Raw genomic sequence first — 23,181 nt, 5'->3', positions numbered from 1 at the left:
GGTCACCGCACCTGGAACGACTGAGCGGTGACATCTTCGTTGAACTCGTGCCCGTCCGCGGTACGCCGCAGGCGGGACGCAGCGCTGCCGGGGTTGCCGCCGCCGATCCGCTGGCACAGCTCATCCAGTGCCATACCCCAGTCATGAGCCACCCGCTCCATGTCCGGGCCGATGTACCAGGTCTTCATCGCCGTACCGGCCGCTTCGATGTCGCGCTTGGCCGTGGCGATCGGAGCCTGGAGACCCTGGCTGATGGCGTCGGCGGCGCCTGCCGCCCGCCGCAGTTCCTCGGGCGTGACCGAGATGCTGCCGTTGGACATAGTTCTGCATTCCCCCTGGTGAACGAGCATGTAGCCGCATGATCATGACACCAAGTCACCAACAGGTGGTTGCAGGGATAGCAGACTTCGGCTGAAAACCTGTGTAGGTGCCGGCCGACCTCACCGCCGACTCCGGCTGCTGCCCCTGCCCCACGAGAGTGGCTCCGCCACGGTCAAGGACGCCTGCGCTCAAGGAATCGGCGTCCGCAGTGAAACGATGCACGTCACAGGCGTCTGCTGACCGTGCCTGCGGGAGCTGTCCCGCCATCACCACGAGCCTGTGGCCGAACTCCGGCCGGCTGCGGCGTCTGATCAACCCGGCCCTGGAACCAGACATGCGGATGACCCCACCGAGATCAAGTGGGCCTGGTTTGTTGCCCTGGTTGAGGTCGACGAGGATGGGCCAGCAGTCCAGCAACCGCTGGCTCTCGTCACGTGAGGCGAGGTACTGCACTGAGTTGTAGGGCGACATCAGTGGTCAGCGACATACCCTGCCCGAGACCAGCTGATCCTGGGCCGTAGCTGATCGGCTCATGGTGAGGTGTCTGAGCACGCACGGGCAAACGGACGCCGTGGGTCAGCTGGCAGCGCCCCCCATGTCGTCGAGCTCGGCCCATTGGGAAGTCACTTCAGAGACCGGATCAGGCTTGCCGAGGGCAACCAGGGTCATGGTGTCGACGGGGAACAGTTCATCGCGCGCCGCGCAGGCTTCCGCTTCCGTCGTCTGCCGGAGAAGGTCCGGCAGACGCTCCGCCCAGACGACCGGCCTGCCGGCGGATACACCATCGCGCAGCAGATCGGCCTTGGCGGCTGGAGAGTCGAACGCTCCGAGCAGTTGGGCAGCGCAGAACGTACGGATCGGTTCCAACTCGGCCGCGGTGATGGGAGTCGTCAGAGACGTACGCAGGGCCTCCCGGATGGCCGCTGTACCAGGTGCCGCGTTCTGCTCGGGCAAAATCGCCCTGATGTAGGCCCGGGAGAGGCCGAGGCAGACATCGCGGGCGGCGTAAAGCGAGGGTTGGCGGTCGGCGCCGAGGGCGTGTGTCGACAAAAGGGACTGGAACTGGGTGCCGGACACCGCGGTGGCCAGGTAGCGCGCCGCCGAACCGATGTCGCCTGCCGGTTCGGGCGCGCTCAGCGTCACCTGCACGTTCTCCGACGCATCGTGGTGGAGCGCCAGCATGGAGCCCCCCGGCTGGAAGGTCCCGGCTTCCGGCGAGGTGATCCCGGTCGAGCGGGGTACAGCTGACCAAGTGGACAGCGCCCTTTCGGCGTCCGCGGTGAAGCGCTCGGGATCGAGATCGCCCACGGCGATCAGCCAGCCACCGCCACGCCGCAGGACCGACTCGTGTATCGCGCCGAGGCCGCTGGGGACAGCCGTCGCAAGCGCGCCCGCCAACCAGTGACGGCGCAGCGCGGTGTCCATCACCCGATGGGCATGGTGGGGCCGCGTGAGCGGCGTCGGCAGGCCCGCCGAGTCGTCCACCGGCACGGTCAGTTCGGCAAGGCGCTCCAGCCATGCTCCGGTCGTGCCCGGTGTGGCGTAGCCGGTTGCATCGAGCCACTGGCCGTCGGTGGCCAGATGGAAGCTCCCGCCTGCGGCCTGCGTACGAGCCGGTGCTTGGTCGCGCTTGGCCAGCAACTGAATCAGGGCATCGACGGCCTCCGGGCGCTGCCACCCCAGCACGCCCAGGGGCAGCCGCAACCGCAGCTCCACCAGCGGGGCACGGCGGTCCTGCACGGCCACGACGCCTGTTCCCCCTGCGAGCGTGGTCTCGCACCGGGGCCCGTAGCGCGGCGGCGGCTGCACGCCCAGCGATGGAATCGGGCGGGCTGCCTTGGCTGACGCCGGCGTGGCGGCAACGGCGCGTGGGGGTTCTGTCGCGGCCGGTACGAGGCCGGGCTCGCGCACGGGCGCGGGGCGGGTCCGCGTGGCCCCGGGGGCCATGATGAGAATCCCTTTGCGCGCCGTGCCCAAGCGGCGGACGACAGCGGCGACCTGTTCCGGGGCGACTTCGGCCAGCAGGGCGGGATGCTCGTCGAGCAGTTCGGCGCGCCCGAAGAGCAGCTCCAGTCGGCCGAGAGCGCGGCTGCGCGGGTATGCCTCGGCATGCTCGCGGTGGTGCCTGGTGATAAGGCGCCGCACGGCCTGCGGATGTGTTTGTCCAAAGTCAGGTGCCTCTGCCCAGTGGTTCCACCTTTCGGTCATGACCTTCACGGCGTGCCGCGGCGTGACCGTCGAAGGCACGAGTGCGGTGATGACCAGGAGATCGGGGTTTCTGGCATCGAGCGGGCCGAAGACCCCGCAGCCGGCCGACACGGCCTGGAGGCCGTCCAGGTCGTGATGACTGATCATCTCGGCCAGGACGGTATGGGCCAGGTAGCCCGTCATGTCCTGCCCTGGGTCGGGCAGCCGGTAGCCGAGTGCGATGGCCGCGGCAGTCACTCCTGGCTCGGTACAGAGCTGCAATCGGTCTTCGCGGAGATCGGGCTCTTGCAGTTTCGGCGCAGGGGCGAACGGGCGGGACGCTATGTCGCCGAAGTGCTGCTCGACCAGGGTGAGCAGCACTTCGGGGTCGTGGTCGCCGACCACAGTGAGCACCGCGTTGCCGGGCGCGTAGTGGGCGTGGAAGAACTCCTCGCACGCGGCGACGGTGGCTTTGCGGAGTCGATCCATCCGGCCGTAGCCGTCGTGCGCGTTGGCGAAGCGTTCGAAGACCACGCCGGGGAGCAGCGGCCACGGCAGTCCTCCGTAAGGCGGTACCGCGACCGCCTGGCGGATTTCTTCTTCGATGCCGTCGAGTTGTTCGGCCAGCGTCTCCTCGGTGAACACCGGGGACCGCATCCGGTCGGCCTCGCTGAACAGCGCGCGCTCAAGCGCTGCTGAGGGGACGAGTTGGTGGTAGTCGGTGTAGTCCTGATGCGTGGTGCCGTTGGCCCGACCGCCCAGAGGGTGGATGTGTTCGAAGAAGCGGCCTGGCGGCAGGTTTGCGCTGCCCCGGAACATCAGGTGCTCGAAGAGATGGGCAAACCCCTCCCGCTCGGGGTTCTCCGACCGGTAACCGACGCCGTAGTGGACGCAGACCGCGGTACGCGGCGACTCCGGCTGGCGTTCGAAAACCACCCGCAGGCCGTTTCGGAGGGTCGTCTTGTGCACCTGGCGCGCCGTCACGGAGCCCCCCTTGGCTAAAGATCGATGAGGAATCGAAGGAAGTCGCAGTAGTGGTCGAATCCGCGGTCGAAATGGCCCAGGTAGGTGGCGATGTCATGCACGTGGAGCAGGATCCGCAGGGCGGCGACCTCCTTCCAGCGCTGGCCCAGGTCGCGCCCGTACCCTTCGAACAGCGCGTCGGTCAGGGACTGCCATGCTCCCTTGTCACCACCGACCTGCCACTGCAGCTCCACCAGCTCGCCGACCACCCAGCCCAGGTCGACGTACCACGGCGTCATGCAGATGTCCTCGCCTGCGAGCAGGTCGATGCCGCCCGAGTCGTGGTCGATGACGAGCGCCCCGAGACCGGCGGCCCCATGCGCGAAGGTGGTGTCGCTGTCGGTCACTGTTCGGCTGTGCCAGGCGAGCACCTGGGCCCAACGTGCCTCGCCGAGACTCCGGCGCACTTGTCCCTGGGCGCAGGCCGCTTGGGGGCGGGCGGCACGGCCGGCCAGCCAGTCGTCGAGCCGTGCCAGCCCGCGGGAAGGCCCGGTCCGCCACCCGGCGGGCGGCTGCAGGTCGTGGACAGCACGCAGCAGCCGCCCCAGGTCGTGCAGGGGCTTCGTCAGTTCGGCGGCGGGCCCTCGGCGCAGGAGCACGTGCGCGGCGGAGACATCACCGCGCACGTCGTAGAGGCGGGCGGGCCCATCTGGGGCGCCCGTCGCCAGCCGGGCGTCGCCGAGTTCGCCGATTCCTTGTAGCAGTTGGTACGCCTCGCCCTCGGCGGCCTGGAAGGGCTTCGGGGCGAGAGGGCCCGGCTCACGGCGCCAGCGGTGGCCGCCGGTCGGCAGCTCGTGGACCGAGGTTCTCAAAAGCCCGGTGCCGAACTCGGCGTCGGGCTGAGGCTGCACGGGAGGAGCGGCAGCGGCCTCATGGCGTTCCGTGATCAGTCGGAGGACCTCGGGCAGTGGGGGTGGCACCCAGGCATCCTCGCGGCCCGTGGTCAGGCTCCGCCCGGCAACGGGCGGCACCAGCACGACGTTGGGCCAGGCCGCCAGGGCGGCCCAGTGCTGTTGGACCGCGGCACCTTCCAGGGCGCCTGGCGGCAGGGCGGGTGCCAGGGCGACCGGTGCCCGTGTGCACTGCGCGGCGAGCAGGGCCGGGCTGTCCGCCAGCCCCAGCGCGAGGCGTGCCATGAAGTGCATGGTCGCGGGGTAGACAAGGATGGCTCCGGCCCATTCCGCCCACTCGACATGTCGTGCTGCGGACTCGTCGTCGGGCCAGACATCGGACGAGACGGCTCCACCCACCCTGGCTCCGATGGCCTGCGGCGTCACGAACCGCTCCGCGCTCCGGGTCAGCACGACCCGGACCTCCAGCTTGGGGTAGTGCTGGCGCAGCAACTGCAGCCAGTACGGGGTGGACCAGGCGTAGGCAGAGCCCGTGACGATAAGGAGAAGCCGGTTCAGCCTCAGGTCGGGGAGGTCGGCGTACGGCTCATCGATCATCGTGCGACCGCCTTCAGCAGGGCTTCCAGCTCCGTGAGAGAGGCGCGCTCGCCGTATTTCATGTGGACACCGGTGACATTGAGCACGATCTCGTCCGCCCCTGCGTCCGCGTACTCCCCCAGCAGGGTGGCGAGTTCCATCGAGTCGCCGTACAGGAACGCACCTCCGGCCAGCAGCGCCTCCGCATTGCCACGCGGGTCCTGCGTCGAGGTATCGATGCCGGAGCGGCGCAGCATGTCGGCGTAGTGCGGCAGCATGGTGTGGCCGGTGTTGCTCATCGCCGCCAGCTCGACCGGGTTCCGATCCGGTGCCGCGAGCGCCAGGGGCACCATCACGGCCACTCGTGGCATGGGGCGTCCGGCGGCCGCGGCTCCAGCCCTCAGCGCGGGTACCAACACGTCGCGGACGTACCTGGCCGGGGTCAGCCAGGTGATCGCCACGTCGGCGATCTCCCCGGCCAACCGGGCCATACGGGGCCGGAGGACGCCCAGGCCGATCTCCACCGGGGGGCGGGGTGCAGCGGCGAGCTCCGCGCGGCAGGTGAAGTACTCACCCACGTGGTCGACGTAACCGTTCTCCAACAGGCCGCGCATCACGGCGACATACTCACGGATGGCGCCGAGCTGGCTGCGATAGGGCGCGCCTAGGAGACTTGCCTGGAAGGAGGCCGCGCCCGGGCCGAAGCCGGCCACCACCGGATGGCCGCTGGCCACCGCCAGTGAGTGGGCCTGAATGGCGGCCTGGTGGGGGTGGCGCAGCGGCATAAGGGTGACGCCGGTGCCGGTGGGCACGCGGAAGCCGCAGGCGGCGGCGTGGGTGAAGTCCTGGAACGGGTCGTTCAGCAGGGCCTGTCCTTGCCACATGCGGTGCGCGTCGGTCCACTGGGTGAGCGCCGCGTACGGCAGCAACTGCTCGGGGCGGTAGGGGGCCATCGGGGCGAGGAGCGAGTAGGTGGTCATCGGTCGCCTCCTGCCAGGGCCGCGGTCGTCTGCTCGGCAGCCCCCAGCGCTTGTCCGCGCACCAGCTCGGCGTAGATGGGACTGGTACGCATCAGTTCGTCGTGACGGCCCTGGGCCGTCACCTGCCCGCCGTCCATCACGATCACGTGGTCGGCGTGCTGCACCGTGGAGATGCGGTGGGCGACCATGAGCACGGCCCGGTCGTGTCCGATCTCGTCGACGAGTCGGCGCAGCCGCAGCTCGTTGAGGGTGTCCAGCTGTGAGGACGGCTCGTCGAGCAGGACCAGCGGTGCGTCTGACAGGCTCGCCCGGGCCAGTGCCAACCGCTGCCGCTGGCCACCGGACAGGTCGTGGCTGCCGCCGAGGACCGTGTCGAGCCCGTGGGGGAGCCGGGTGATCTCCTCTTCCAGGCCGACGTCCCGCAGTGCGCGCAGCAGGTCTTCGTCGGCCACCGGTACCTCCCGGCCGATGGTGAGGTTGTTGCGCACGGTGTCCCGCAGCAGGGTGGCCCCCTGATCGACGTAGGCGAGCCGGCCGCGGAGGTCCCCCAGGGGCCAGCGGTCCGCGCCGTGGCCGAACACCTCGATGCGTCCCTCCTGCGGGTCCATGAACCGCTCCACCAGACCGAGGACGGTGGATTTGCCGGAGCCGGAGAGCCCGACCATGGCGGTCAGTCCCGTGGCGGGGACAGTCAGGTCGATCTGCTTCAGTACGGCCTCCTCGCCGTAGGCGAAGCGAACCTTCTCGAACCGCACGGCCGGGGCCCCGGCCACGGGCAGCGGGGAGGCGCCCGCTTCCACGGTATCGACCTCCTCGGCCGGGAGGGCGAACAGGTCCTCGAAGCGCTTGCGGGCCGCCAGACCCGCCTGGATCGTGCTCATTCCCGACATCGCCATCATGAGCGGTGCGGTGAGCTGGAAGAGGTAGAGCAGGAAGGCCACAAAAGTACTGAGGTCCAGGTCGCCGCCGGCGATGCGGGCACCACCGCCCAGGATGACCGCCACCAAGGCGACCTGCTGGCCCAGGTTGATGACCGGAACGATCAGGGCCTCCATCGCGGACGCGCCGATCTCGGACCGTGCCACCTGCTCCGCACGGGTGGCGAGCTCGGCCGACACGGTGCGTTCGGCACGGTGGGCCTTGATGACCGTCAGCGCCTCCATCGTCGCAACGAAGTGCTCTGCGAGCGTGCCGACCTGGTTCTGGATCGCCACGTACTTGCGGCGCAGCGCGACGACGACCACCGCGACCACGACCAGCGCCACGAGGAAGGCCGCGAGCGTGATGAGGAGCAGGATCCAGTCCAGCACTCCCATGATCACCATCGTGCCCACCAGGGTGACCACCGACATGGGAAGCTGGATCGGGCCGATGTCGACGATGCTCTTGACCGCTGAGGCATCGGCGGTGAGCCGGGTCGAGAGGTTTCCGCTGCCCTCCCGGCGGGCGGTGCGCAGCCCCAGGCCGATGGAGTGGCGCATGCTGCGGTCCCGCAACCGCCAGACCAGTTGGTGGCCGATGCGGGAGAGCAGGTAGGTGGCCAGGGCGTTGGCGACCGCGGACCCGAGGCCGACTGCGACCATGAGCCATGTCCACTTGGCCAGGCCGTCGTTCTGCTGGATCGCTTGGAGAAGCTTGCCGACCGTCCACGGGAGGACCAACGTTGCCGCCGTGGCGACGAGGGACAGTCCCACGATCCCGGCCAGTTGCAGGCGTCGGCCGCGGAAGATCTCGCGGAAGATAAGCAGCCGCTCCGGGGCCCCCTCCGTGTTCGTGACCGGCGTGTTGGTGACCGGCGCGCTCATACCAGTGATCTCCTAGGCCGAGAACTCGATCAACGACCGGACCGGGGTCACCGGCCCTTCCCACGACACCCGTAGGCCTGCCTCGCGACCGAGTCGCTTCAGCTGCTCCACGGTGCGCACCGGACTGGGCATCATGGCGCGCACCAACAGCTCCGTCCGGGCCGCCTCGTCGCTCTTCATGACGACGTCCAGGTTGACGTCGGCGAGCAGCACCTTTCCGGCCTCGCCCGCAGCCTCGGCGCAGCGGCGCAGAATCGCCACCGCCTGCTGATCATCCCAGTCGCCGAGGATCGCCGAGAGCAGGTAGACGTCGCCGCCTGCGGGCAACGGATCGAAGAAGCTGCCGGCCACCACCTCGCATCGGTCCTGCAAACCGGCGTCGGCGATGTGCTTGGCGGCGACCCGCGTCACGCTCTGCAGATCGACGAGCGTGCCCTTCAGGTGAGGATGCCTGTACAGCAGGCTGGTCAGGATCGCGCCGGTATTGCCGCCCACGTCGACGACGCTTCCTACCGCCGACCAGTCATAGGCATCGCTTACGAGCTCCGCGTCGAACACGAGTTGCCCCAGCGAGGCGCGCTCGATTGCCTCGACGTAGGCGGAGTCGTCGTTGAGGCTTTCCCAGTAGCTGCGGCCGAAAAGCCCCACGTGAGCGGGCTCGCCGGTCCGGATGGTGTGGACGAGGCCCACCAGCGCCATGTCCGACCTTCCGGTCACACCGTCCAGGCGCAATGCCTCGCGCAAGGAAAGTGGATGGTTTGTCAGCAACGGGCCTGCTGCGTCCCGTAGTTCATATCCACCATCGCCGTTTCGGTCCAGCAACTCGAGGGAGGCAAGGTAGCGGAGCAGACTGTCGAGTATCTCGGTGCGGGTCTTGCAGAGCCGGGCCAGCTCCTCCACGTCGTGTACCCCGACGGCAATGTGGTCGGCCACGCCAAGCGTCGCCGCCGCGCGGATCGCTGCCGGTCGCAGAAGGTCGGCCAGGTCCGTCAGGCGCTCGACGCGAGCCAGGTCGTCCATGTTCAGGTGCCCCCAGGTGTGTTGCGGTGTCGACGATGTGCGAGGGCCGAGTGCGGGCCGCCAACGTGGCGGCCCGCACCGGCTCGATGCCGGAGTGATCGGGATCGGTCACTCAGAACAGGTGTTCAGCAGCCTTCCTTGACGGTCTTGGCCGAGAACTGGCTGACGAGCCACGACACGGTCGCAGCACCGCAGGCCGGGGTGCTCGCCGGCGCGTCGACGGTCGTGTCGATCTGCAGCTCGGAGGAGGCGGCGTAGGCCTCGTAGCCCGCGACGAGATCCATGATGGCGGTGGTCTTCATTGGTTCACTCCTTCGGCAAGTCGGACTGAGTGGTGGGAACAGCGAGGCAGGTTGCTCAGCAGGTCCACTCGTACGTAGCGCCGCTGACGGCGCTGACGGTCGCGGCGCACCTGGGCGAGCTGACCCGAGAGATAGCCACGGAGGCGCAGATGTAGGTGGTGGCCGGAGCGCCTGCGGCGGCGCTGACGTTCAGCTCGCCAGCGTCGGTGTAGGCGCTGTAGCCGGCGACGAGGTCGGTGATGACCGTGCTCTTGTGGTCCATGAACATCCCTTTCGGCGAATTCTGAGTTGAATCCAGGAGGCGCGATCACGCCTCCTGGAAAGCACCTCAGCTCGGGGCCTGAGCGGTTTCGTGGGTGTCAGGGGAGCCCAGGTTGCGGGACGGGTCGGCGGGGTCGATACCGGCCGCGGCCAGGTGGTCGCGGAGTACTTCGGCGATCGAGTCCGGTGCGTCGGCGGTTTCCACCAGGGCCTTCGCCAGCACGCTGGCCCGGTGCTGGCCGAAGCTCAGGCTGCTCATACCGGGGGCGGAGTCGCGCGGCTCCCAGGCTGTGGCCACGCCGGGGCGGAGTCGGCGGGTGAACGCCGAGGTCTCCTCGCCGATGCCGGGCAGGCCGCCCACGACGTCCCCGATCCCCCTGGCGGCGTGCCGGTCCCGCTGATCCAAGTAGACGACCAGAGCGTCGCGGCGCGGGTAGAGGAGCTTACTGGAGATCACCTTCGTCCGATAAGCCAGCTTCTGGCTCTCCAGGTGGTTGAGCACTGTCTTCCAGGCCTGCGGCGCCGCGGTCCACTCCTTGATGTGGATGTAGACGCGCAGCAGATCGACGGACCGGTGCGGTCGCGTGCCCTCGACGAGGAAGAAACCCGGCGAAAGCCTGGGCCTCATCGACGTATTGACCACGTCGACGACGCTCCCGGCGGCGACAGCTCCGTCGACACGAACCCGGTCGGCCGGCACCCGTACGAAGACCCCGCCCAGCTCGATCACGTGCGCTTCGCCCCCGACCACCCGCACCAGGCCACGTGCCGTCGTCTCCTGGTGCGGTACGCCCTTGGCGAGTTCCTCTTCGAATGCGGCGTCGCGCAGCTGGAAGGGGAGCAGCCTGTCCTCCATCGACAGCCCGGCGTGGAGCTCGTTGTAGAGCGCATCGGACAGTAGACGCCGCAGTTCTCTGGGAGTCTCCGCCTCGATCCTCCGCCCCCGCACCGTCGCACTGGAACGGTCCGCAGCCACGTGGACAAGGCCGGCGGCGTCGAGTAGCGCACTGGAAACGGGTATGTCACTCATCGCGTTTCCTCAAATCCGAGAACCGCAGCGAACTTGTGTGGTGTGATCAGGGCGCCGCGGCCGATTCCCGCAGCAGCTCGCTCAATTCCGGAAAGCTGCTGCCCCTGCGCCGCACCGGCGACAAGCCGATCAAGCAGGTGCCAGCCGGCGAATGCCGTGGCCCGCTCGGAGAAACCGGGGTCAGCCTCGCGGCGGCTCAGGTAGCCGAGCCGAAATTGGCGTACAAGAGGAAGTAGACGCTCGACCTTCTCCGCACCGCGCGTCAGCACCTGCTCGTGGGTCAACTCGATGTCGGGGAATTGCACATCGCCGTCTCCCCGGTTGGTGACGATGTCGAGCACCGAGCGATACAGCCATTCACCGGCGAAAGCTCCCACGTCCCGGGCGGGGTCTGCGGAGCGGAATTCCTCCCAGTCCGCGATGACAGGGAATTCGTCGTCCAGCACCAGCAGTTGGTCCACCCGGAAGTCGCAGTGGGAAGGGACTCGCGGTGCCTCGTCCTCCCACTGCCGCAGTCGTTCCAGACCTTCGCGGAGCCCGGCGTCGTGCTGCATGAGCCGCCACGCCTCCAGCTCGGCGAAGCTGACCTCGTTGTACATGGTCAGGGGGAGCGCTTGCAGCAGACCGGGGTCCGGCAAGACGGGCAGTGTGGTATCCATCTCGCCGACGGGCGCGGCCGCGTGCAGCGCACCGATCTTCTGCCCGACAGTGAAGGCGAGGTCTTCACTGAAGGCCTCGTCAACCATCAGTTCGGCGCCGCCCTTCGCGGTCACATGGTCGAAGGCCACCAGTCCCGCGTCCCGGTCGTAGCCGAGCAGGACCGGGACGTGGCCGGTCAGCTCAGGCACGCTCCCTACGAAGTCCTCGAACGCCAGCATGCGGCGCATTCGGGCTTGCACATCCGGCGCGGTCCCCACAAGACGCTTGACGAATACCCGTCGACCGCTTTCCGTGCGGCCGGACCAGGCATGGTTCCGGCCTACCGGCGCAGACACCGAATCACGGACGAAAGCGCCGAATCCGAGTCGATGCAGCAGAGCGTCAACTCCCGGGAACGCGTCCAGGTCTACCGGCCGGAATGCGGGCAGATCCTTGGACTCCGTTTCCTGCTCGTCCGCAGTGAGCGTTCCGCTGGACGCACCCATAGCAAGGCCCGGCATATCTCCCCCCCCGTTCACTCCGTTCATGCCGAGGAGAGTATTTCCGGGTTTCGGACGGCAGGACCAGCCGCCATTGGTCTGTTGTCGCCAGCCAAGTGGCGGTGAATTGAGGAGAGATGATGCTGGCCGAACGGCAAGGCAGCGCCGATCGGCTGGTGCGCCGGACCAAGGGGGCGGCGCGGACGTGGACGTCCGGAAAGCAGTGAGCTCCGGCGGTGAGACCACCGGAGCCCACAGAGTCGGCACGGAATCGCTGTCATGCGGCTTCAGACACTGCGGGAATGCCCATGGGCAGCCGCGCCCGATAGGCGATCACCGCCGCCTGAACGCGGTTGACGACCCCGAGCTTGTTGAAGATGTCGCTGACGCAGTCCTTGACCGTCCCAATGCCCAGCATGAGCCGGCGCCCTATGTCGGCATTGGACAACCCCTCGGCGATCATGGACAGCACCTCGTGCTCCCGTGTGCTCAGCAACGCGGTCTTCCGGCGGGCCTCCAACGAGGCGCCGGAGTGTTCCACACCTTCCTCAAGCTCCGCCATCAGGAGGGAGGCGGCGAGGGTGGACAACACGGTATTGCCGACAGCGAGTGCACGTACGGACGCCAGCAGCTCGTCGGGGCCGGTGTCCTTCAGAAGACAGCCCGCTGCCCCGATGCGCAAGGCGGTGAGGACGGACTTGCCGGCCGCGGGTGAGGACAGTACTGCCACACGGGGCGGGTTGGGCAGCTCCAGCAGCTCTTTGAGCAGTGTGAAGCCGTTCGTCGCTCCCATCCGGATATCGAGCAGGACGACGTCGGGGTGGCAGCGCCGCGCCTCAGCGAGGGCCTCGGCGCCTCCCGCGATCCGGGCCTCAAGGTCGTCGGCCGACTCGATGATCATCCGCAGTCCGGCCCGCAGCAGAGGGTCGTCATTGACAATGAGCGTGAGGGTCACGATCGTCTCCTGGCAGCTCGAAAGCGGCTCATCGCCGTCTGCACGACAATGCCGCCGACGATGACGGCCAGCGAAACCCACACTGCCTTTTCTGAGATGGTCTCGGCGATGTCCACTGCGGGTTGTCCGATGGCGTAACCAAGGCCCGTATAGAGACCGGTCCAGGCAGCCGCACCGATCAGATTGAGAAAAAGGAATGTCGGCAGGCTTATGCCCACCCAGCCGGCCGAGGCGAACGCCAGCGGACCCGGCACCATCGGCACCTTTTCCAGGACGACAGCCGCTCCAATGATCCACCGCCTTGCCGGTGTGTCACGGGTGAGCAGCCCGAAACGGCGTCCGGCCCTGCCCTCCTGCGCGGAACCCGCAAGGAGCCGCAGCATGTTCTCGCCCCACAGCCGGCCCGCGAGCCAGAACACCCAAGCGAACTTCATCATGCCGAAGACGCCGGCGGCCACCGCCAGGGCCAAGGGGGCCTCGCCGACGCGGGCGAACGCGCCCGCAGCAGTCATGGCGCTCTGCGCGCCGGTCATCGCCTCCAGCAGTACGGGGTTTACGCCGATCAACCATGGTTTGAGCGGCCACATGGCGAACGAATAGGCAAATACCAGCCAGATGCCGTACCAGCAAAAGAGGTCCTTCGACGAAGGCGCACCGCCCCACGGCAGCCAAGGCCTGTCGAGAGGACGGGATTTGCCGGCATGATCGTGCTGGGTCTCGGTGGTCAAGCGGGACCTCACAGTACGAACGGATACGAAGCGAATCAGTCAGCGCAGTCACGGCGGCCGCACCGTACCTGTTTCGCCAGGAGATTTCACGCACAGCAAGGAGTGCGGGCAGGCCGCCCGGAGTGGCCATCAATACGATCACTCGCCGCGAGACCCCTGGCCGCCGGAAAACACCTCAGAGGGCCGCAAATGGCCATGGGCGGCGCGCGACACACCAGTCCATTTTGGGCAGCAAAGCGAACATGCTCCAGCATCCCCCTCTTGCGAAATGAAGCATTAGCCGCGATTAAGCAGCATTCGCAATGATCACACATACCAGAGGGTGACTTCAGTATCTTTTCGGCCACCTTGCGGCCACTTGTTACTTTAAGCCCCCCCTCGGGTACAAGTATGCGCCGCGCCGCCTGGATGCAGCGGGGTCATCCCTCCCCGCCGGCACTGCCACTTGCCATGACGGAAAGTGCCTTGTAGCGTTTTCCATCATGGAAAACACTTCACACAACTCCCATGGCGTGGACGCCGGTTCCGCACGTAAGGCCCTCGACTCCGTCGCCGCGTCACGGGCCCAGGCAGCGTTACATGTCGCCAGCCCCTGCTGGTACCACGTCGGGATGGGCGTCACGGTTGCGCTGCTGTTCCTCTCGATGAGCCTGCGCATGGCCTCGTGGGCCGTTCCTCTGCTCGTCGGCGTCCTGGTCGTCCTCGGTCTGGCGGTCCGGCGGGCGACTGGCGTCTCCTTCGACCGCTATACGGCCACTCCCGGCGCCACCAGGCTCTTCGGTATCTACGCTCTGACCTCCCTGCTCGCCATCGTCACCGGGATGTACCTGGAGTGGGGAGCGGGAGTGCACTGGGCCATCGCCGACGCAGGGTTTGTGGTGGGGGTGCTCACCATCGCCATGGGGTACCGCGTCGACGCGGCCGCGCGGCACGAGATCCGGGCAGGACGATGATCGACCCGGCCTTCGACGAGGTAATTCACGCGCCGAACCGGTTGCGTATCTGTACCACCCTCGCCGCCGTGGACGCCATGGAGTTCTCCGTGGTCCGCGATGTGCTCATGGTGAGCGACTCGGTGCTGAGCAAGCATGTCAAGGTCCTGCAGACGGCGAGCTACGTCTCCGTCACGAAGGTCCGTGGCTCTCATCCGCGCACCTGGCTCGCACTCACCCCCGCAGGCCGACAGGCACTGACCGGGCACATCGCCGAACTTCGCCGCATCGTCGAGATGGCCCAAGCGGACCAGTGAAGCCCGGTGCCTTGATCAAGACGTTCAGGCGGGGCGCGGTCGATCGGCAGGTCCTGGTTGTCGAGGTCCAGGCGACGTACTGCCTCGGTCAGGCGTACCGCGAGCTCGTTTGCCTACGACGCGCATGCGCAGGCCCGCGCGCGGCCGATCCTTCCGATGCGTTCGATGCCGTTCAGGAGGCGTCGTCGATGGGCGCGGCCGCGGTGAAGGCTAGGCGCGGCCGTTGGTCGATCGCGGTGCCGACGGATCCGGCCTCGATGCCGACGCCGGGTGCTGGGAGGAGAACGTGGTGTGGTGGTCGTCATCTGGTCCCGCGCCGGGGTCTGGGGTCGGCTGCATCAGAAGGTTCTCCAACTCCTCGACGACCAAGGCTTGGTGGACCTGTCCCGCGCGGTCCTCGATTCCGCCCGTATCCGCGCCAAAAAGGGAGCGAACTTGCAGGTCCGAGCCCCATGAACCGGGGTAAGCCCGGTTCCAAGATGCACGTCTTGTCCGACGCGCACGGACTGCCCTTACGCGTTGGGCTCTCCGCAACCAACACCCACGACAGCCTCGCGTTGAAGCCAATGCTGTCCCATTTCCACATGGGACACGAATCCCACGCAGCAGATTCCAAGCCCCAACGTCTTCACGCGGACAAGGCCTACGACGTCCCTCATCTGCGGCGATGGCTATGGGGTAAGCGCATCGGCGTCCGCATCGCCCGCAAGGGCATCGACTCCAGCGAACGGCTCGGCCGCCGAAGGCGGGTCATCGAACGGACTATGTCCTGGCTGACTGGCTACCGTCGCCTCAACCACCGCTACGAGCGAAAACCGGGCAACTACCTGGCCTTTCTCGGACTGGCAGCCGCCATCTGCTGCCACAAGTGACTCCTCAAACTCACCATGTAGGACACGGTCTTAGCTCCCCCACCCGTCATGAAAACCCATCCTGCCCAACTGGTACCAGCACAGGGCGAAGTCCCTGCTGCTCTGCTCACGTGCGACGAGCAGCAGCGGCCGCTGCTTCGCAATGCCCCTCACTGCGAGCTCCCCCAAACAACGACATCGGCCTTCAAGACCCGACAGGTCTTGAAGGCCGACGTCGTACAAGCCCCGATTACGCCGTGGGTGCAGGCGCGCTCTCAGGTGTGCTGCGCAAGGATGACGCTACTCCTGCGCAGTGCGCCGTCGGCGCATCCACCACGTCAGACCGGCTCCGGCAGCGGCGAGCGCGGCAGCGGTGGCCGTGATGAGGCCCACCGGCGTGTGGGATCCGGTGTCGGCGAGGCCACCGTGCGGGCCCTTCGCCGGCGGTGTCGGGGGCAGCTTCTGGTCGATCGGGGGTTGGGATGAGTTTCCCGGGGCCGGGGTGTGCGACGGGGGTGGGGTGGTCGGGTCGTGCGGCTTCGTCGGGGTCGGTGTGGGGCTCGGGGTCGAACTGTCCCCGTCTCCCCCGGTGTCGCGTGCGCTGCCGGAGGCGCCGAGGTAGACGGTGTCGGTGTCGTTGTACGTCACCTGGGCCCGCTGGGACTGCTTGGTTGTCTTGTCCAAGCGGGGGTGTTCGATGTTGAACTGCAGGCGGGTGACATTCCGCTTCGGAGACTTGGAGAAGTCGACGCCGCCCACAATGTAGATCTGGGTACGGCCGCCTGCGGGGATCTCGTACTGGAACTCGCCCTTGGTGAAGATCTTCCGGTACTTCTTGAAGACGCCCTCGCGGGTCCAGTTCTTGTTGGCTCCGCGCAGCGGCCACTTGGAGACGTTGTTGCTGCCGATGATCTTGTGGAAGTCGCCAGGTTTGGCGGTGTCCTGCTTCTTCACCCATTCCGCGGCGACGCGGGAGGTGTAGACGCGGCGCAGGTCCGCGTACTGGGGCGCGCTGTTGATGGTCTTCTCCACGGCGGGGACGATCATTGCGTCCACCACCCGCTGTGCCGCCTTCGTCTCGGCCTCGTTCGGGGTGCAGATCGGTGTGCCGGGGCCGGGAGTGATCGTCGTCTGCGCGGTCGACTTCAGCCGCAGCGGAGCATCCAGGATGTAGATGCCGCCGTCCTGTTCGCGGACCTTGGCGGGCTTGGGCTCGATCCAGTTGCGCAGGCCCGGCAGGCACGGGTAGCCGCGCTGCTTGGGCAGGGCGGCCCAGAACCGTTTGCCGAGGCCGGTCTTGGGGTCCATGGCCTTGTAGAAGTCGTGCTTCATCTGAAGGTCGGCTTCCAGCAGCACACGTCCGGCGTCGGTCTTCCCGAACTTCGTGTCCATGATGCGGTCGGGCTGGTCCGGGTTGAGGTTCACCCAGAACTTCTCCGGCGTCAGTGCCAGCCAGGTGAAGAATGCGTCCGAGGCGAGCTGTGCCTTGGCCTGGCCGCCCCAGCCCGGGGTTTTGTCGGGGTGGGGCATGTAGTCGGCCTTGAACGAGTAGTCCAGGCCCTTGCCCTTCGTGGGCGTGCTGACGTAGCGGAGTTCGAGGGTGGAGAAGTCGATTCCACCGGGTCCGCCGCGTGGTAGCCCGCCACGGGTGTCGATCCGGCGGGCTGCGCCCTGCCTGATGCGTGCGGTCTCCGGGGTCTCGGCGGAGTTGCGGATGGCGTCGGGCAGTGACCCCTGGGGACGCTTGGTGGGGTCGGGGTTCATGATCCAATCCGGTTTGGTGTACGGGCCGGATTTGTACTGCGAGATCGCCTGGGAGCGATGGTCGAAGTAGCCCAGTCGGCCTTGGCCGCCGAGCTTCTTGTCCAGGGCCTTGATGTCATCGATCGAGTCCTGGTCAGGCTTGTCGCCGAAGATGTAGCGGATGCGGTAGCCCTTGTACTTCGGGTCCTTCAGGACGGCTTCATCCTCTTCGAGCTGCCTGGGGATGCGTTCGCCGTTGGACTTGAACTCGTAGATGATCTTCTCGCGGTGGTTGATCGCGTCGTACTTGCGGGTGAACGGGCGGCCTTCTTCGGTCACGCCGCTGATCGGTTCCTGGCACAGCCAGAACTTCCCGCCGAGCTGGTAGTCCTTGACGACCTTCCCCTCGAAAGCGTCGCCGCGGCGATTGACGTACTGGTTAGAGATGTAGAACTCGAGCCAGTAATCCCAGCCCTTGGCCTTGACCGGAGACTGTTTGTACGTGGCCCAAGCACGGTCCCTGGAGCCCTCGGGGTATTGCTGGTAGGGCTCTGTGAGCTTAGCCAGCTCGGCTTCGGTCGGAGCGCGAAGTCCGTCCAGGGCCCTGAGCGGGGTGTCGAAGTCGTAGGAGTCCCATGCGGACTTGGGGCGCTGGTTGTAGGGGAGGTTCCCCGGAAGTGTGTCCGCCGGTGGGTGCACGACCCGGCGGTTCAGCCACACATCGTCGCAGCGACCCTTGCGTGGGGCGGCATCGGCCTCGTCATGGCCGATCGTGGGCAGGCCGGTCGGCGTCAGGACGCTCGCCGCTGACAGCGCAACGACCGCGCGTCCTAATAGGGACCACTGTCGCCGGCGCGTGGTTATCAGGTGACTCACGTTGCTTTGTTCCCCCATCGCGGGGGCACGCTGATGAGCTGTGCGCGGCGTTGGTGCCCCCCGTGACATGTACGTCGCAGGACCACCCTAGGTGTTCAACCCGCCCGGTACGCAGACTTTTTAAGGTCAACTCGCATCTGGGCATGGCGAGTTGGCTGCCTGTCAGAGCGCTCACCTAGGGTGACGCCATGAACCCCTATGCGGCAGGCAAGAACGCCCCGGAAGGCTCCGAAGAGCACCGCCTGTACCTCTGGGTCCAGGAGATGCATGAGCTGATGGACCACCTCTACGCATCATTTGCCCCACACGGTTGGAAGCACGACTACACCAGTGCGTCAGCGGCCGCACTGGAAAGGAGCCTGATCACCTATTGCACCGGTGAGGATCACGACCGGGATGCGACCAGGATCGAGCTGACGGCGGCCTACTTCGGCGAGGTGCTGCTGAACGAGGCAGGGGGCCGCTGGGGCTGGGACAACAACGCGAGCGAAGGTCCAAGTGGTCTCCCCGTCATCCTGCCCGACCCTGTGCTGGGCCTCGCACCCATCGTTCCCCTGGAACTTGCCCACCGCGCCCTCGCGAAACGCACGGGAAAGGTCATGCCCGCCGAGATACGCCGGGTGCGCAAGGCGGTCTACCCGCACTACCTGCGCACAGCCGACTCGCATCCACCGCGGCTGGCCACACCCCGGGTGGAGCGTCATGACCTGGAATCGGTGGCTTTTCGAATGGCTGTCGATGACTGGCTCGGCCAGTGCATGCGCGACTTCCGGAACGGGTGGATCGAACAAGCCGGCTACGGAGACCGTGAGTTCTGGGCTTTCACACCCGCCTCACTCGACCAGTTGGAGACCATCCTCCGGGACCGCTGCCCCACCCTCGACGCATACAACGAGGTCTGCAACAGCCGATTTTGGACCGTGGCCGCCTGGTACGTGGGCATGGTCGTGACCGAGGAGAAGGCCGCGACATGGCAGTACCGGGCCGTCGACCCTGACGCGGAGCCAGGCAGCATGTATGCCGCCGACGACTACTGGACCGGCAGCATCTTCGTCAACCAGCGCGACCGTATCGGCGGCCACGCCGAGCACCCCGTGGAGATGCTGCGAGCCGTCCTGCGAGACGGAGTAAGCCTGCGGCAGATGTATGACCTCTTCCCAGACCCTCAGCTCCCCGGCTGAGCCGATCGGATTCCACGCCTCAGCCTCCCTTCCCCCGCCGCTTCTTTCCGAAGTGGCCGTGTGGGGATGCGCTCTTCCTACCTGGCCTGCACGGTCGGCTTCGCCCCTGTGCCTCCAGGCTCTGGTGGGCGCAGCAAGGCAACGAGGTGGGCGGTCAGGCCTTCGGCGCAGTCGGATGGTGTCCGGTTCATGAGGTTCTGTCGGGTGGGAAGTCCTGGGAGTAAGACAGTGCCGGTGCGTGGTCTCAGCCCCGGATCCCGAACTGCAGAAGAGGTACCACCCGTCACAAACGGGGACGTGCATCTGCTGGATCCGCTGACCCCGACTTCACGTCGTGATCGAAGGCGTCCGGTACGAGGCCGAACCCGCCATAGCCGACAGTCCGGTCAGCGCGCTGTCCCGCGCCTGGTGCGCTGGCTGTGGGGGCCGAATACATGTACCCCTTCCCGCGCGTCACGGTGCAAGGCCGTGCTGTAGGACATGCGGGGTTCGCTGGCCTTGTGAGACATCCCTCTCCCGTCGTCTCGTCGTGGCACTGGTGGTCTGGGAACGTTGAGCATGGAGTCATGACCTCCTCGCCGCGCCCGCCGCACGTCGGTGGCCGACGGGATCCGATAGGCGGGACTACCGCGCCCGGTGCAGAGTCCGCTCCCACCCGCGGGTACCTGCTGGACAACGCGCGCGCCGAGGCGGGCGAGCGATTCGCCTGGCTGGCCGAGCTGTTCGACGGTGTGACGCGCGGGCACTTCGATCGACTGGGGGTCAGGGCTGGCTCGCGCTGCTGGGAAGTGGGGGCCGGTGGCCCCGGTATCCCGGAGGCGCTCGCGGCGGCCGTCGGTCCGACCGGGCACGTGCTGGCCACGGACATCGACCCGTCGTGGCTGAAGACAGGCGCCGGCTACGAGGTGCGCCAGCACGATGTCGCCGCTGACCCGCCCCCGGAGCCGGGGACGTTCGATCTGATGCACGCCCGACTTGTGCTGGTCCATGTACCCGACCGGGCTCAGGCGTTGGCGACGATGGCGGCAGCGCTACGGCCCGGCGGCTGGCTGCTGGCTGATGGTCGAGGACGCCGATACCGCTCTGCAGCCACTGGCCTGCCTGGACGACAGCGGCCCTGCGCAGCGGCGGGCCAACCGGCTGCGCGACGCGGTCCGGGAGCTGCTGACGCGCCGCGGCGCGGACCTGCGCTACGGCCGGACACTGCCGCGGGCATTGCGTAAGGCCGGCTTGGTAGATGTCGCCGCGGGGGGCGCTTTCCCGGTCGGCGGGCCGGCCTGCGACCGGCTGGAGGCGGCGACCATCCGGCACGTGCGCGGCGAGCTGCTCGCGGCCGGCCTGGCCGACGACGCCGAGATCGACGCGCACCTGGCCGCCATCCACGCGGGCACACTCGACCTGACACTCGCGCCGCTGATTTCGGCCTGGGGACGCCGTCCAGCCGAGCACCCGCCGACACTCGGTTAGGTGCGGATCCAGACGTTGTCCGACCTGACCACAGCGCTGTTCGTCGAGGGAGGCCAGGCAGCTCGCGCAGGTGCGCGTCGTGCGTCACCGGAGCTGGGGCACGTGATGCTTCCCGTAGAGCGCGTGCGCGGTCCTGGGGCTCATGGTGGTGGCGGTCGCGTGGGAGCCGGGCGAATGCCTTGACGGAGCCTGGTGTCAACGCCTCGCTGTAGAAGATGACGTTCGGCGCCTTCGTGGCCACCACCACCTGCCGCGCGCTCGTTGGCCTTCGTGATACGAGGCCGCGGCACGGTGACCTACGGTGTGTCCAAGGCCCCGCTTGTCCACGCGGCGCGCAGCGCCTTCTTGTCCACCTTGCCGACCTTGGTCGTCGGCAGGTGGTCCAGCAGCACCGTCTTCCGGGGCGTGTACAACTCTCCCAACTCGGCGGTCACCGCTGCGCCGACCGCCTCCGGGTCGACGTCGGCGCCGTCCTCGGCCGTGGCCAGGAAGATCTGTACGGCCTCCCCGTACTCCTCGTCCGGTACACCCAGTGCCGCCGCGTTGCGCACGCCGGGCAGCGTGAGCAGGAAGTCCTCCAGGACCCGGGAGTACACGTTGTCGCTGGTGCGGCCGGTGACGATGATGTCCTTGGCCCGGTCGACGAGATAGAGGTACCCCTCGGCGTCGAGATAGCCCATGTCCCCGGTGCGCAGCCAGCCGTCTTGCAACGCCGCCGCCGTGCGCTCCGGGTCCTCGTAGTAGCCGAGCATCACCGTCTCGCCACGGACGCACACCTCGCCGACCTGCCTGACGGGCAGTGCCGCCGTGCTGTCTTCACCACGGATCTCGATCTCGACGTCGGATATCGCACGACCGCAGCTGCGCCAGAGTTCGGGGCGCCGGGCTGCCTCCGAGGCGAGATCCTCCGCACCGAACGCGGTGATACCGAGCGCCTCCGACTGCCCGTAGCCCTGGCTGAGCACGGGCCCGAACACCTCGACCGCCTGCTGCAGCCGACTGGGCGACGTGGCCGCGCCGCCGACGACGATCCGCCGCAGCGCGGGAAGGGCGCCCGGCTCGCACTCCGGGTGGTCGAGAACCGCGTACAGCATGGGCGGTACGAACATGGTGGCGGTGATCCGCTCCTCGCGCAGTACCGTCAGCGCCGCGCCCGCTTCGAACTCGGGCAGCACGACGAGGGTGGATCCCGTCACCAGAGCCTGGAGCGAGGTGAGGTGGCCGCTGCCGTGCGTGAGCAGTGTGGAGGCGAGCACCCTGTCCGTGCCTTGGTCCATGTTCGGGAAGAACGCGGAGCCGGAGTCTTGCTGGGCGTCATCCACCAGGTCCACCAGCATGTCGTAGAGCCGGTGGCTGTGCGAGGCGAGTTTGGGGCGGCCCAGGGTTCCGCCGGTGTAGAGGACGGTGACGGCTTCGTCCGCTCCCGGGGCGGGCACGCCGTCGGGGCGTACGTCCGGGCACTCGGCCGCCAGGGCCAGCAGGTCTGGGCACTGCTGCTCACAGGGCCCGAGGCTGAGCAGTACGGGGTCGTGGACGCTGCGGCCGGCCGCGTCGGCGGCCCGTTGCGCGAAGAGCGGATCGGTGACCACGGCGCGCGCCCGGGACTGCTCGACCAGCGCGGCGAGCTCGCCGGGACCGGGCTCGGGCGGCAGGAACACGACGCGGCAACCGATGAGATGGACGGCGAGTTGCACCAGGACGGAGTCCACGCGGTTGGCCAGGAACAGCCCCACTCCGTCGCCGGGCGCGAGCCCCTGCCCGCGCAGTGCGTGCCCCAACCTGAACAGCCGCCGGCGAGCCTCTCCCCTGGTCAGTCGCTGCGCCCCCTGGACGAGCGCCTCGGCCTCCTCGTCCTTGTTCCAGTGCTCCAGAATGCGGTCCAAGTACGTCCGCGGCTCGGATGTTTCCTGTGCGTTAACAATCACCAACACATCCAAACATGCTGCTCAAAAGCCGTGTCCTCACGGGGGCCACGTTCGGCCAGCTCCTGACGGAGTATCATGTTCATGCCCCCATGCCTTGACGAAAGCTCAGCAGTATTCGCAGGGCAGTTGATCGCTTACCGCCAAGCGGCACGGACCTGTTGCTTCACCAGCCACGTTCTCATCAGGCCTCCTCACCGAGGGGCTGGCTCGCTCCTCGTGGGACGCAGTGGCGCTCCGTGCCGCATTGCGAGATGCCGGACGGTGCCAGGGCGCCCGCCTGGCCGATGTGCTCGATCCGGCAACGGCCCATCCAGGAGACCGAGGCCACTTCCGGGCCCCAGCCGGCGCTCCTTGAGCTAAGACGCCGTTTCTGATGGCGTGATCGCTCGTTGAGCTGTGCATGGCGGATCTGGTGGAGCGGTTGGTGCCGGACGAGTTGTGGGTGCTGTTCCGGCGGGTGGTCCCGCCGACGGAGGTCATACGACCGCAAGGCGGCGGCCGCCGACGGGCCGGTGACCGCGCATGCCTGGCAGCGATCATCTTCGTGGCCACCTCGGGCTGCACGTGGCGGCAGTTGCCTCCGGTGTTCGGGCCGGCCTGGCTCACCGTCTACCGGCGCTTCGCCCAGTGGAGCCGGGATCGGGTGTGGGCCAGGCTGCACCGCGTCATCCTTGACGAGCTCGGCGTTCGGGGCGAGTTGGACTGGTCGCG

At 67.7% G+C, this 23,181-nt stretch carries 18 protein-coding genes and 2 pseudogenes; 6 read left to right on the top strand and 14 right to left on the bottom strand.

Annotated elements, in window-relative coordinates; all coding sequences use genetic code 11:
- Positions 1-2: 2 nt before the first annotated feature.
- The 12 genes from ACFV1J_RS21260 to ACFV1J_RS21205 all read right to left on the bottom strand — a co-directional run bounded on the left by ACFV1J_RS21260 (position 3) and on the right by ACFV1J_RS21205 (position 13,178).
- Positions 3-320, bottom strand: a complete 318-nt coding sequence (locus ACFV1J_RS21260) for a hypothetical protein (RefSeq protein WP_385860383.1) — start codon at positions 318-320, stop codon at positions 3-5.
- Between the two features lie 577 nt (positions 321-897).
- Positions 898-3,492: an insulinase family protein gene (locus tag ACFV1J_RS21255; RefSeq protein ID WP_385860381.1), complete on the bottom strand. Its 2,595-nt coding sequence runs from the start codon at positions 3,490-3,492 to the stop codon at positions 898-900.
- A 14-nt stretch (positions 3,493-3,506) separates the two neighbouring features.
- Positions 3,507-4,979, bottom strand: coding sequence for a flavoprotein (locus ACFV1J_RS21250; RefSeq protein WP_385860379.1), 1,473 nt, complete (start codon positions 4,977-4,979; stop codon positions 3,507-3,509).
- The gene (locus tag ACFV1J_RS21245; RefSeq protein ID WP_385860377.1) at positions 4,976-5,938 is read right to left on the bottom strand and encodes an LLM class flavin-dependent oxidoreductase; all 963 of its coding nucleotides are present in this window, start codon (positions 5,936-5,938) and stop codon (positions 4,976-4,978) included. The genes ACFV1J_RS21250 and ACFV1J_RS21245 overlap by 4 nt, the downstream gene beginning before the upstream one ends.
- Positions 5,935-7,743: an ABC transporter ATP-binding protein gene (locus tag ACFV1J_RS21240; protein ID WP_385860375.1), complete on the bottom strand. Its 1,809-nt coding sequence runs from the start codon at positions 7,741-7,743 to the stop codon at positions 5,935-5,937. The genes ACFV1J_RS21245 and ACFV1J_RS21240 overlap by 4 nt, the downstream gene beginning before the upstream one ends.
- Positions 7,744-7,755: 12 nt before the next feature.
- Complete coding sequence (locus tag ACFV1J_RS21235) at positions 7,756-8,763, bottom strand: methyltransferase (RefSeq protein WP_385860372.1); 1,008 nt, start codon at positions 8,761-8,763, stop codon at positions 7,756-7,758.
- A 125-nt stretch (positions 8,764-8,888) separates the two neighbouring features.
- Positions 8,889-9,065, bottom strand: coding sequence for an LxmA leader domain family RiPP (locus ACFV1J_RS21230; RefSeq protein ID WP_385860370.1), 177 nt, complete (start codon positions 9,063-9,065; stop codon positions 8,889-8,891).
- Between the two features lie 55 nt (positions 9,066-9,120).
- The gene (locus ACFV1J_RS21225) at positions 9,121-9,327 is read right to left on the bottom strand and encodes an LxmA leader domain family RiPP (RefSeq protein ID WP_385860368.1); all 207 of its coding nucleotides are present in this window, start codon (positions 9,325-9,327) and stop codon (positions 9,121-9,123) included.
- Positions 9,328-9,393: 66 nt separating this feature from the next.
- On the bottom strand, positions 9,394-10,356 hold the full coding sequence (locus ACFV1J_RS21220) for a T3SS effector HopA1 family protein (protein ID WP_385860366.1): 963 nt from the start codon (positions 10,354-10,356) through the stop codon (positions 9,394-9,396).
- Positions 10,353-11,543, bottom strand: a complete 1,191-nt coding sequence (gene lxmK, locus ACFV1J_RS21215; protein ID WP_385860364.1) for a class V lanthionine synthetase subunit LxmK — start codon at positions 11,541-11,543, stop codon at positions 10,353-10,355. The genes ACFV1J_RS21220 and lxmK overlap by 4 nt, the downstream gene beginning before the upstream one ends.
- Before the next feature lie 229 nt (positions 11,544-11,772).
- Positions 11,773-12,450 carry a response regulator gene (locus tag ACFV1J_RS21210; RefSeq protein ID WP_385860362.1) on the bottom strand — a complete coding sequence of 226 codons (678 nt, stop codon included), beginning with the start codon at positions 12,448-12,450 and terminating at the stop codon, positions 11,773-11,775.
- Positions 12,447-13,178 (bottom strand): DedA family protein, encoded by a 732-nt coding sequence (locus ACFV1J_RS21205; RefSeq protein ID WP_385860360.1) that lies wholly within the window; start codon positions 13,176-13,178, stop codon positions 12,447-12,449. Before ACFV1J_RS21205 ends, ACFV1J_RS21210 begins: the two co-directional genes overlap by 4 nt.
- 482 nt (positions 13,179-13,660) lie before the next feature.
- On the opposite strand from ACFV1J_RS21205, the gene ACFV1J_RS21200 reads away from it, so the two are divergent.
- The 3 genes and pseudogenes from ACFV1J_RS21200 to ACFV1J_RS21190 form a co-directional block, all read left to right on the top strand.
- Complete coding sequence (locus ACFV1J_RS21200; protein ID WP_385860358.1) at positions 13,661-14,131, top strand: hypothetical protein; 471 nt, start codon at positions 13,661-13,663, stop codon at positions 14,129-14,131.
- Complete coding sequence (locus ACFV1J_RS21195) at positions 14,128-14,427, top strand: transcriptional regulator (protein WP_385860357.1); 300 nt, start codon at positions 14,128-14,130, stop codon at positions 14,425-14,427. Before ACFV1J_RS21200 ends, ACFV1J_RS21195 begins: the two co-directional genes overlap by 4 nt.
- 300 nt (positions 14,428-14,727) lie before the next feature.
- A pseudogene (locus tag ACFV1J_RS21190) lies at positions 14,728-15,299 on the top strand (IS5 family transposase); the annotation flags it as partial.
- A 279-nt stretch (positions 15,300-15,578) separates the two neighbouring features.
- On the opposite strand, the gene ACFV1J_RS21185 reads toward ACFV1J_RS21190, so the two are convergent.
- Positions 15,579-17,897 (bottom strand): hypothetical protein, encoded by a 2,319-nt coding sequence (locus tag ACFV1J_RS21185; protein ID WP_385860355.1) that lies wholly within the window; start codon positions 17,895-17,897, stop codon positions 15,579-15,581.
- 188 nt (positions 17,898-18,085) lie between these two features.
- Here ACFV1J_RS21185 and ACFV1J_RS21180 point away from each other — a divergent pair, with 188 nt between their 5' ends.
- Positions 18,086-19,078: a hypothetical protein gene (locus ACFV1J_RS21180; RefSeq protein ID WP_385860353.1), complete on the top strand. Its 993-nt coding sequence runs from the start codon at positions 18,086-18,088 to the stop codon at positions 19,076-19,078.
- 566 nt (positions 19,079-19,644) lie between these two features.
- Positions 19,645-20,545 (top strand): annotated as a pseudogene (locus ACFV1J_RS21175) (methyltransferase domain-containing protein).
- 296 nt (positions 20,546-20,841) lie between these two features.
- Here the strand turns inward: ACFV1J_RS21175 and ACFV1J_RS21170 are convergent.
- On the bottom strand, positions 20,842-22,470 hold the full coding sequence (locus tag ACFV1J_RS21170) for a class I adenylate-forming enzyme family protein (RefSeq protein ID WP_385860351.1): 1,629 nt from the start codon (positions 22,468-22,470) through the stop codon (positions 20,842-20,844).
- A 400-nt stretch (positions 22,471-22,870) separates the two neighbouring features.
- Here ACFV1J_RS21170 and ACFV1J_RS21165 point away from each other — a divergent pair.
- On the top strand, positions 22,871-23,181 hold a 311-nt coding region (locus tag ACFV1J_RS21165), incomplete at its 3' end, for a transposase (protein ID WP_385860349.1).

Source organism: Streptomyces sp. NPDC059649, assembly GCF_042734445.1.
Classification (GTDB): domain Bacteria; phylum Actinomycetota; class Actinomycetes; order Streptomycetales; family Streptomycetaceae; genus Streptomyces.
The sequence above is the reverse complement of the archived record's forward strand: the minus strand, read 5'-3'. Positions and strand labels throughout refer to the sequence as shown.

What these genes read in the sequence shown, in the direction of transcription:
- ACFV1J_RS21260 (WP_385860383.1), bottom strand. Translation starts at nt 320, where the DNA reads ATGTCCAACGGCAGCATCTCGGTCACGCCCGAGGAACTGCGGCGGGCG.
- ACFV1J_RS21250 (WP_385860379.1), bottom strand. Translation starts at nt 4,979, where the DNA reads ATGATCGATGAGCCGTACGCCGACCTCCCCGACCTGAGGCTGAACCGG.
- ACFV1J_RS21245 (WP_385860377.1), bottom strand. Translation starts at nt 5,938, where the DNA reads ATGACCACCTACTCGCTCCTCGCCCCGATGGCCCCCTACCGCCCCGAG.
- ACFV1J_RS21240 (WP_385860375.1), bottom strand. Translation starts at nt 7,743, where the DNA reads ATGAGCGCGCCGGTCACCAACACGCCGGTCACGAACACGGAGGGGGCC.
- ACFV1J_RS21235 (WP_385860372.1), bottom strand. Translation starts at nt 8,763, where the DNA reads ATGGACGACCTGGCTCGCGTCGAGCGCCTGACGGACCTGGCCGACCTT.
- ACFV1J_RS21230 (WP_385860370.1), bottom strand. Translation starts at nt 9,065, where the DNA reads ATGAAGACCACCGCCATCATGGATCTCGTCGCGGGCTACGAGGCCTAC.
- ACFV1J_RS21225 (WP_385860368.1), bottom strand. Translation starts at nt 9,327, where the DNA reads ATGGACCACAAGAGCACGGTCATCACCGACCTCGTCGCCGGCTACAGC.
- ACFV1J_RS21220 (WP_385860366.1), bottom strand. Translation starts at nt 10,356, where the DNA reads ATGAGTGACATACCCGTTTCCAGTGCGCTACTCGACGCCGCCGGCCTT.
- lxmK (WP_385860364.1), bottom strand. Translation starts at nt 11,543, where the DNA reads ATGAACGGAGTGAACGGGGGGGGAGATATGCCGGGCCTTGCTATGGGT.
- ACFV1J_RS21200 (WP_385860358.1), top strand. Translation starts at nt 13,661, where the DNA reads ATGGAAAACACTTCACACAACTCCCATGGCGTGGACGCCGGTTCCGCA.
- ACFV1J_RS21195 (WP_385860357.1), top strand. Translation starts at nt 14,128, where the DNA reads ATGATCGACCCGGCCTTCGACGAGGTAATTCACGCGCCGAACCGGTTG.
- ACFV1J_RS21180 (WP_385860353.1), top strand. Translation starts at nt 18,086, where the DNA reads ATGAACCCCTATGCGGCAGGCAAGAACGCCCCGGAAGGCTCCGAAGAG.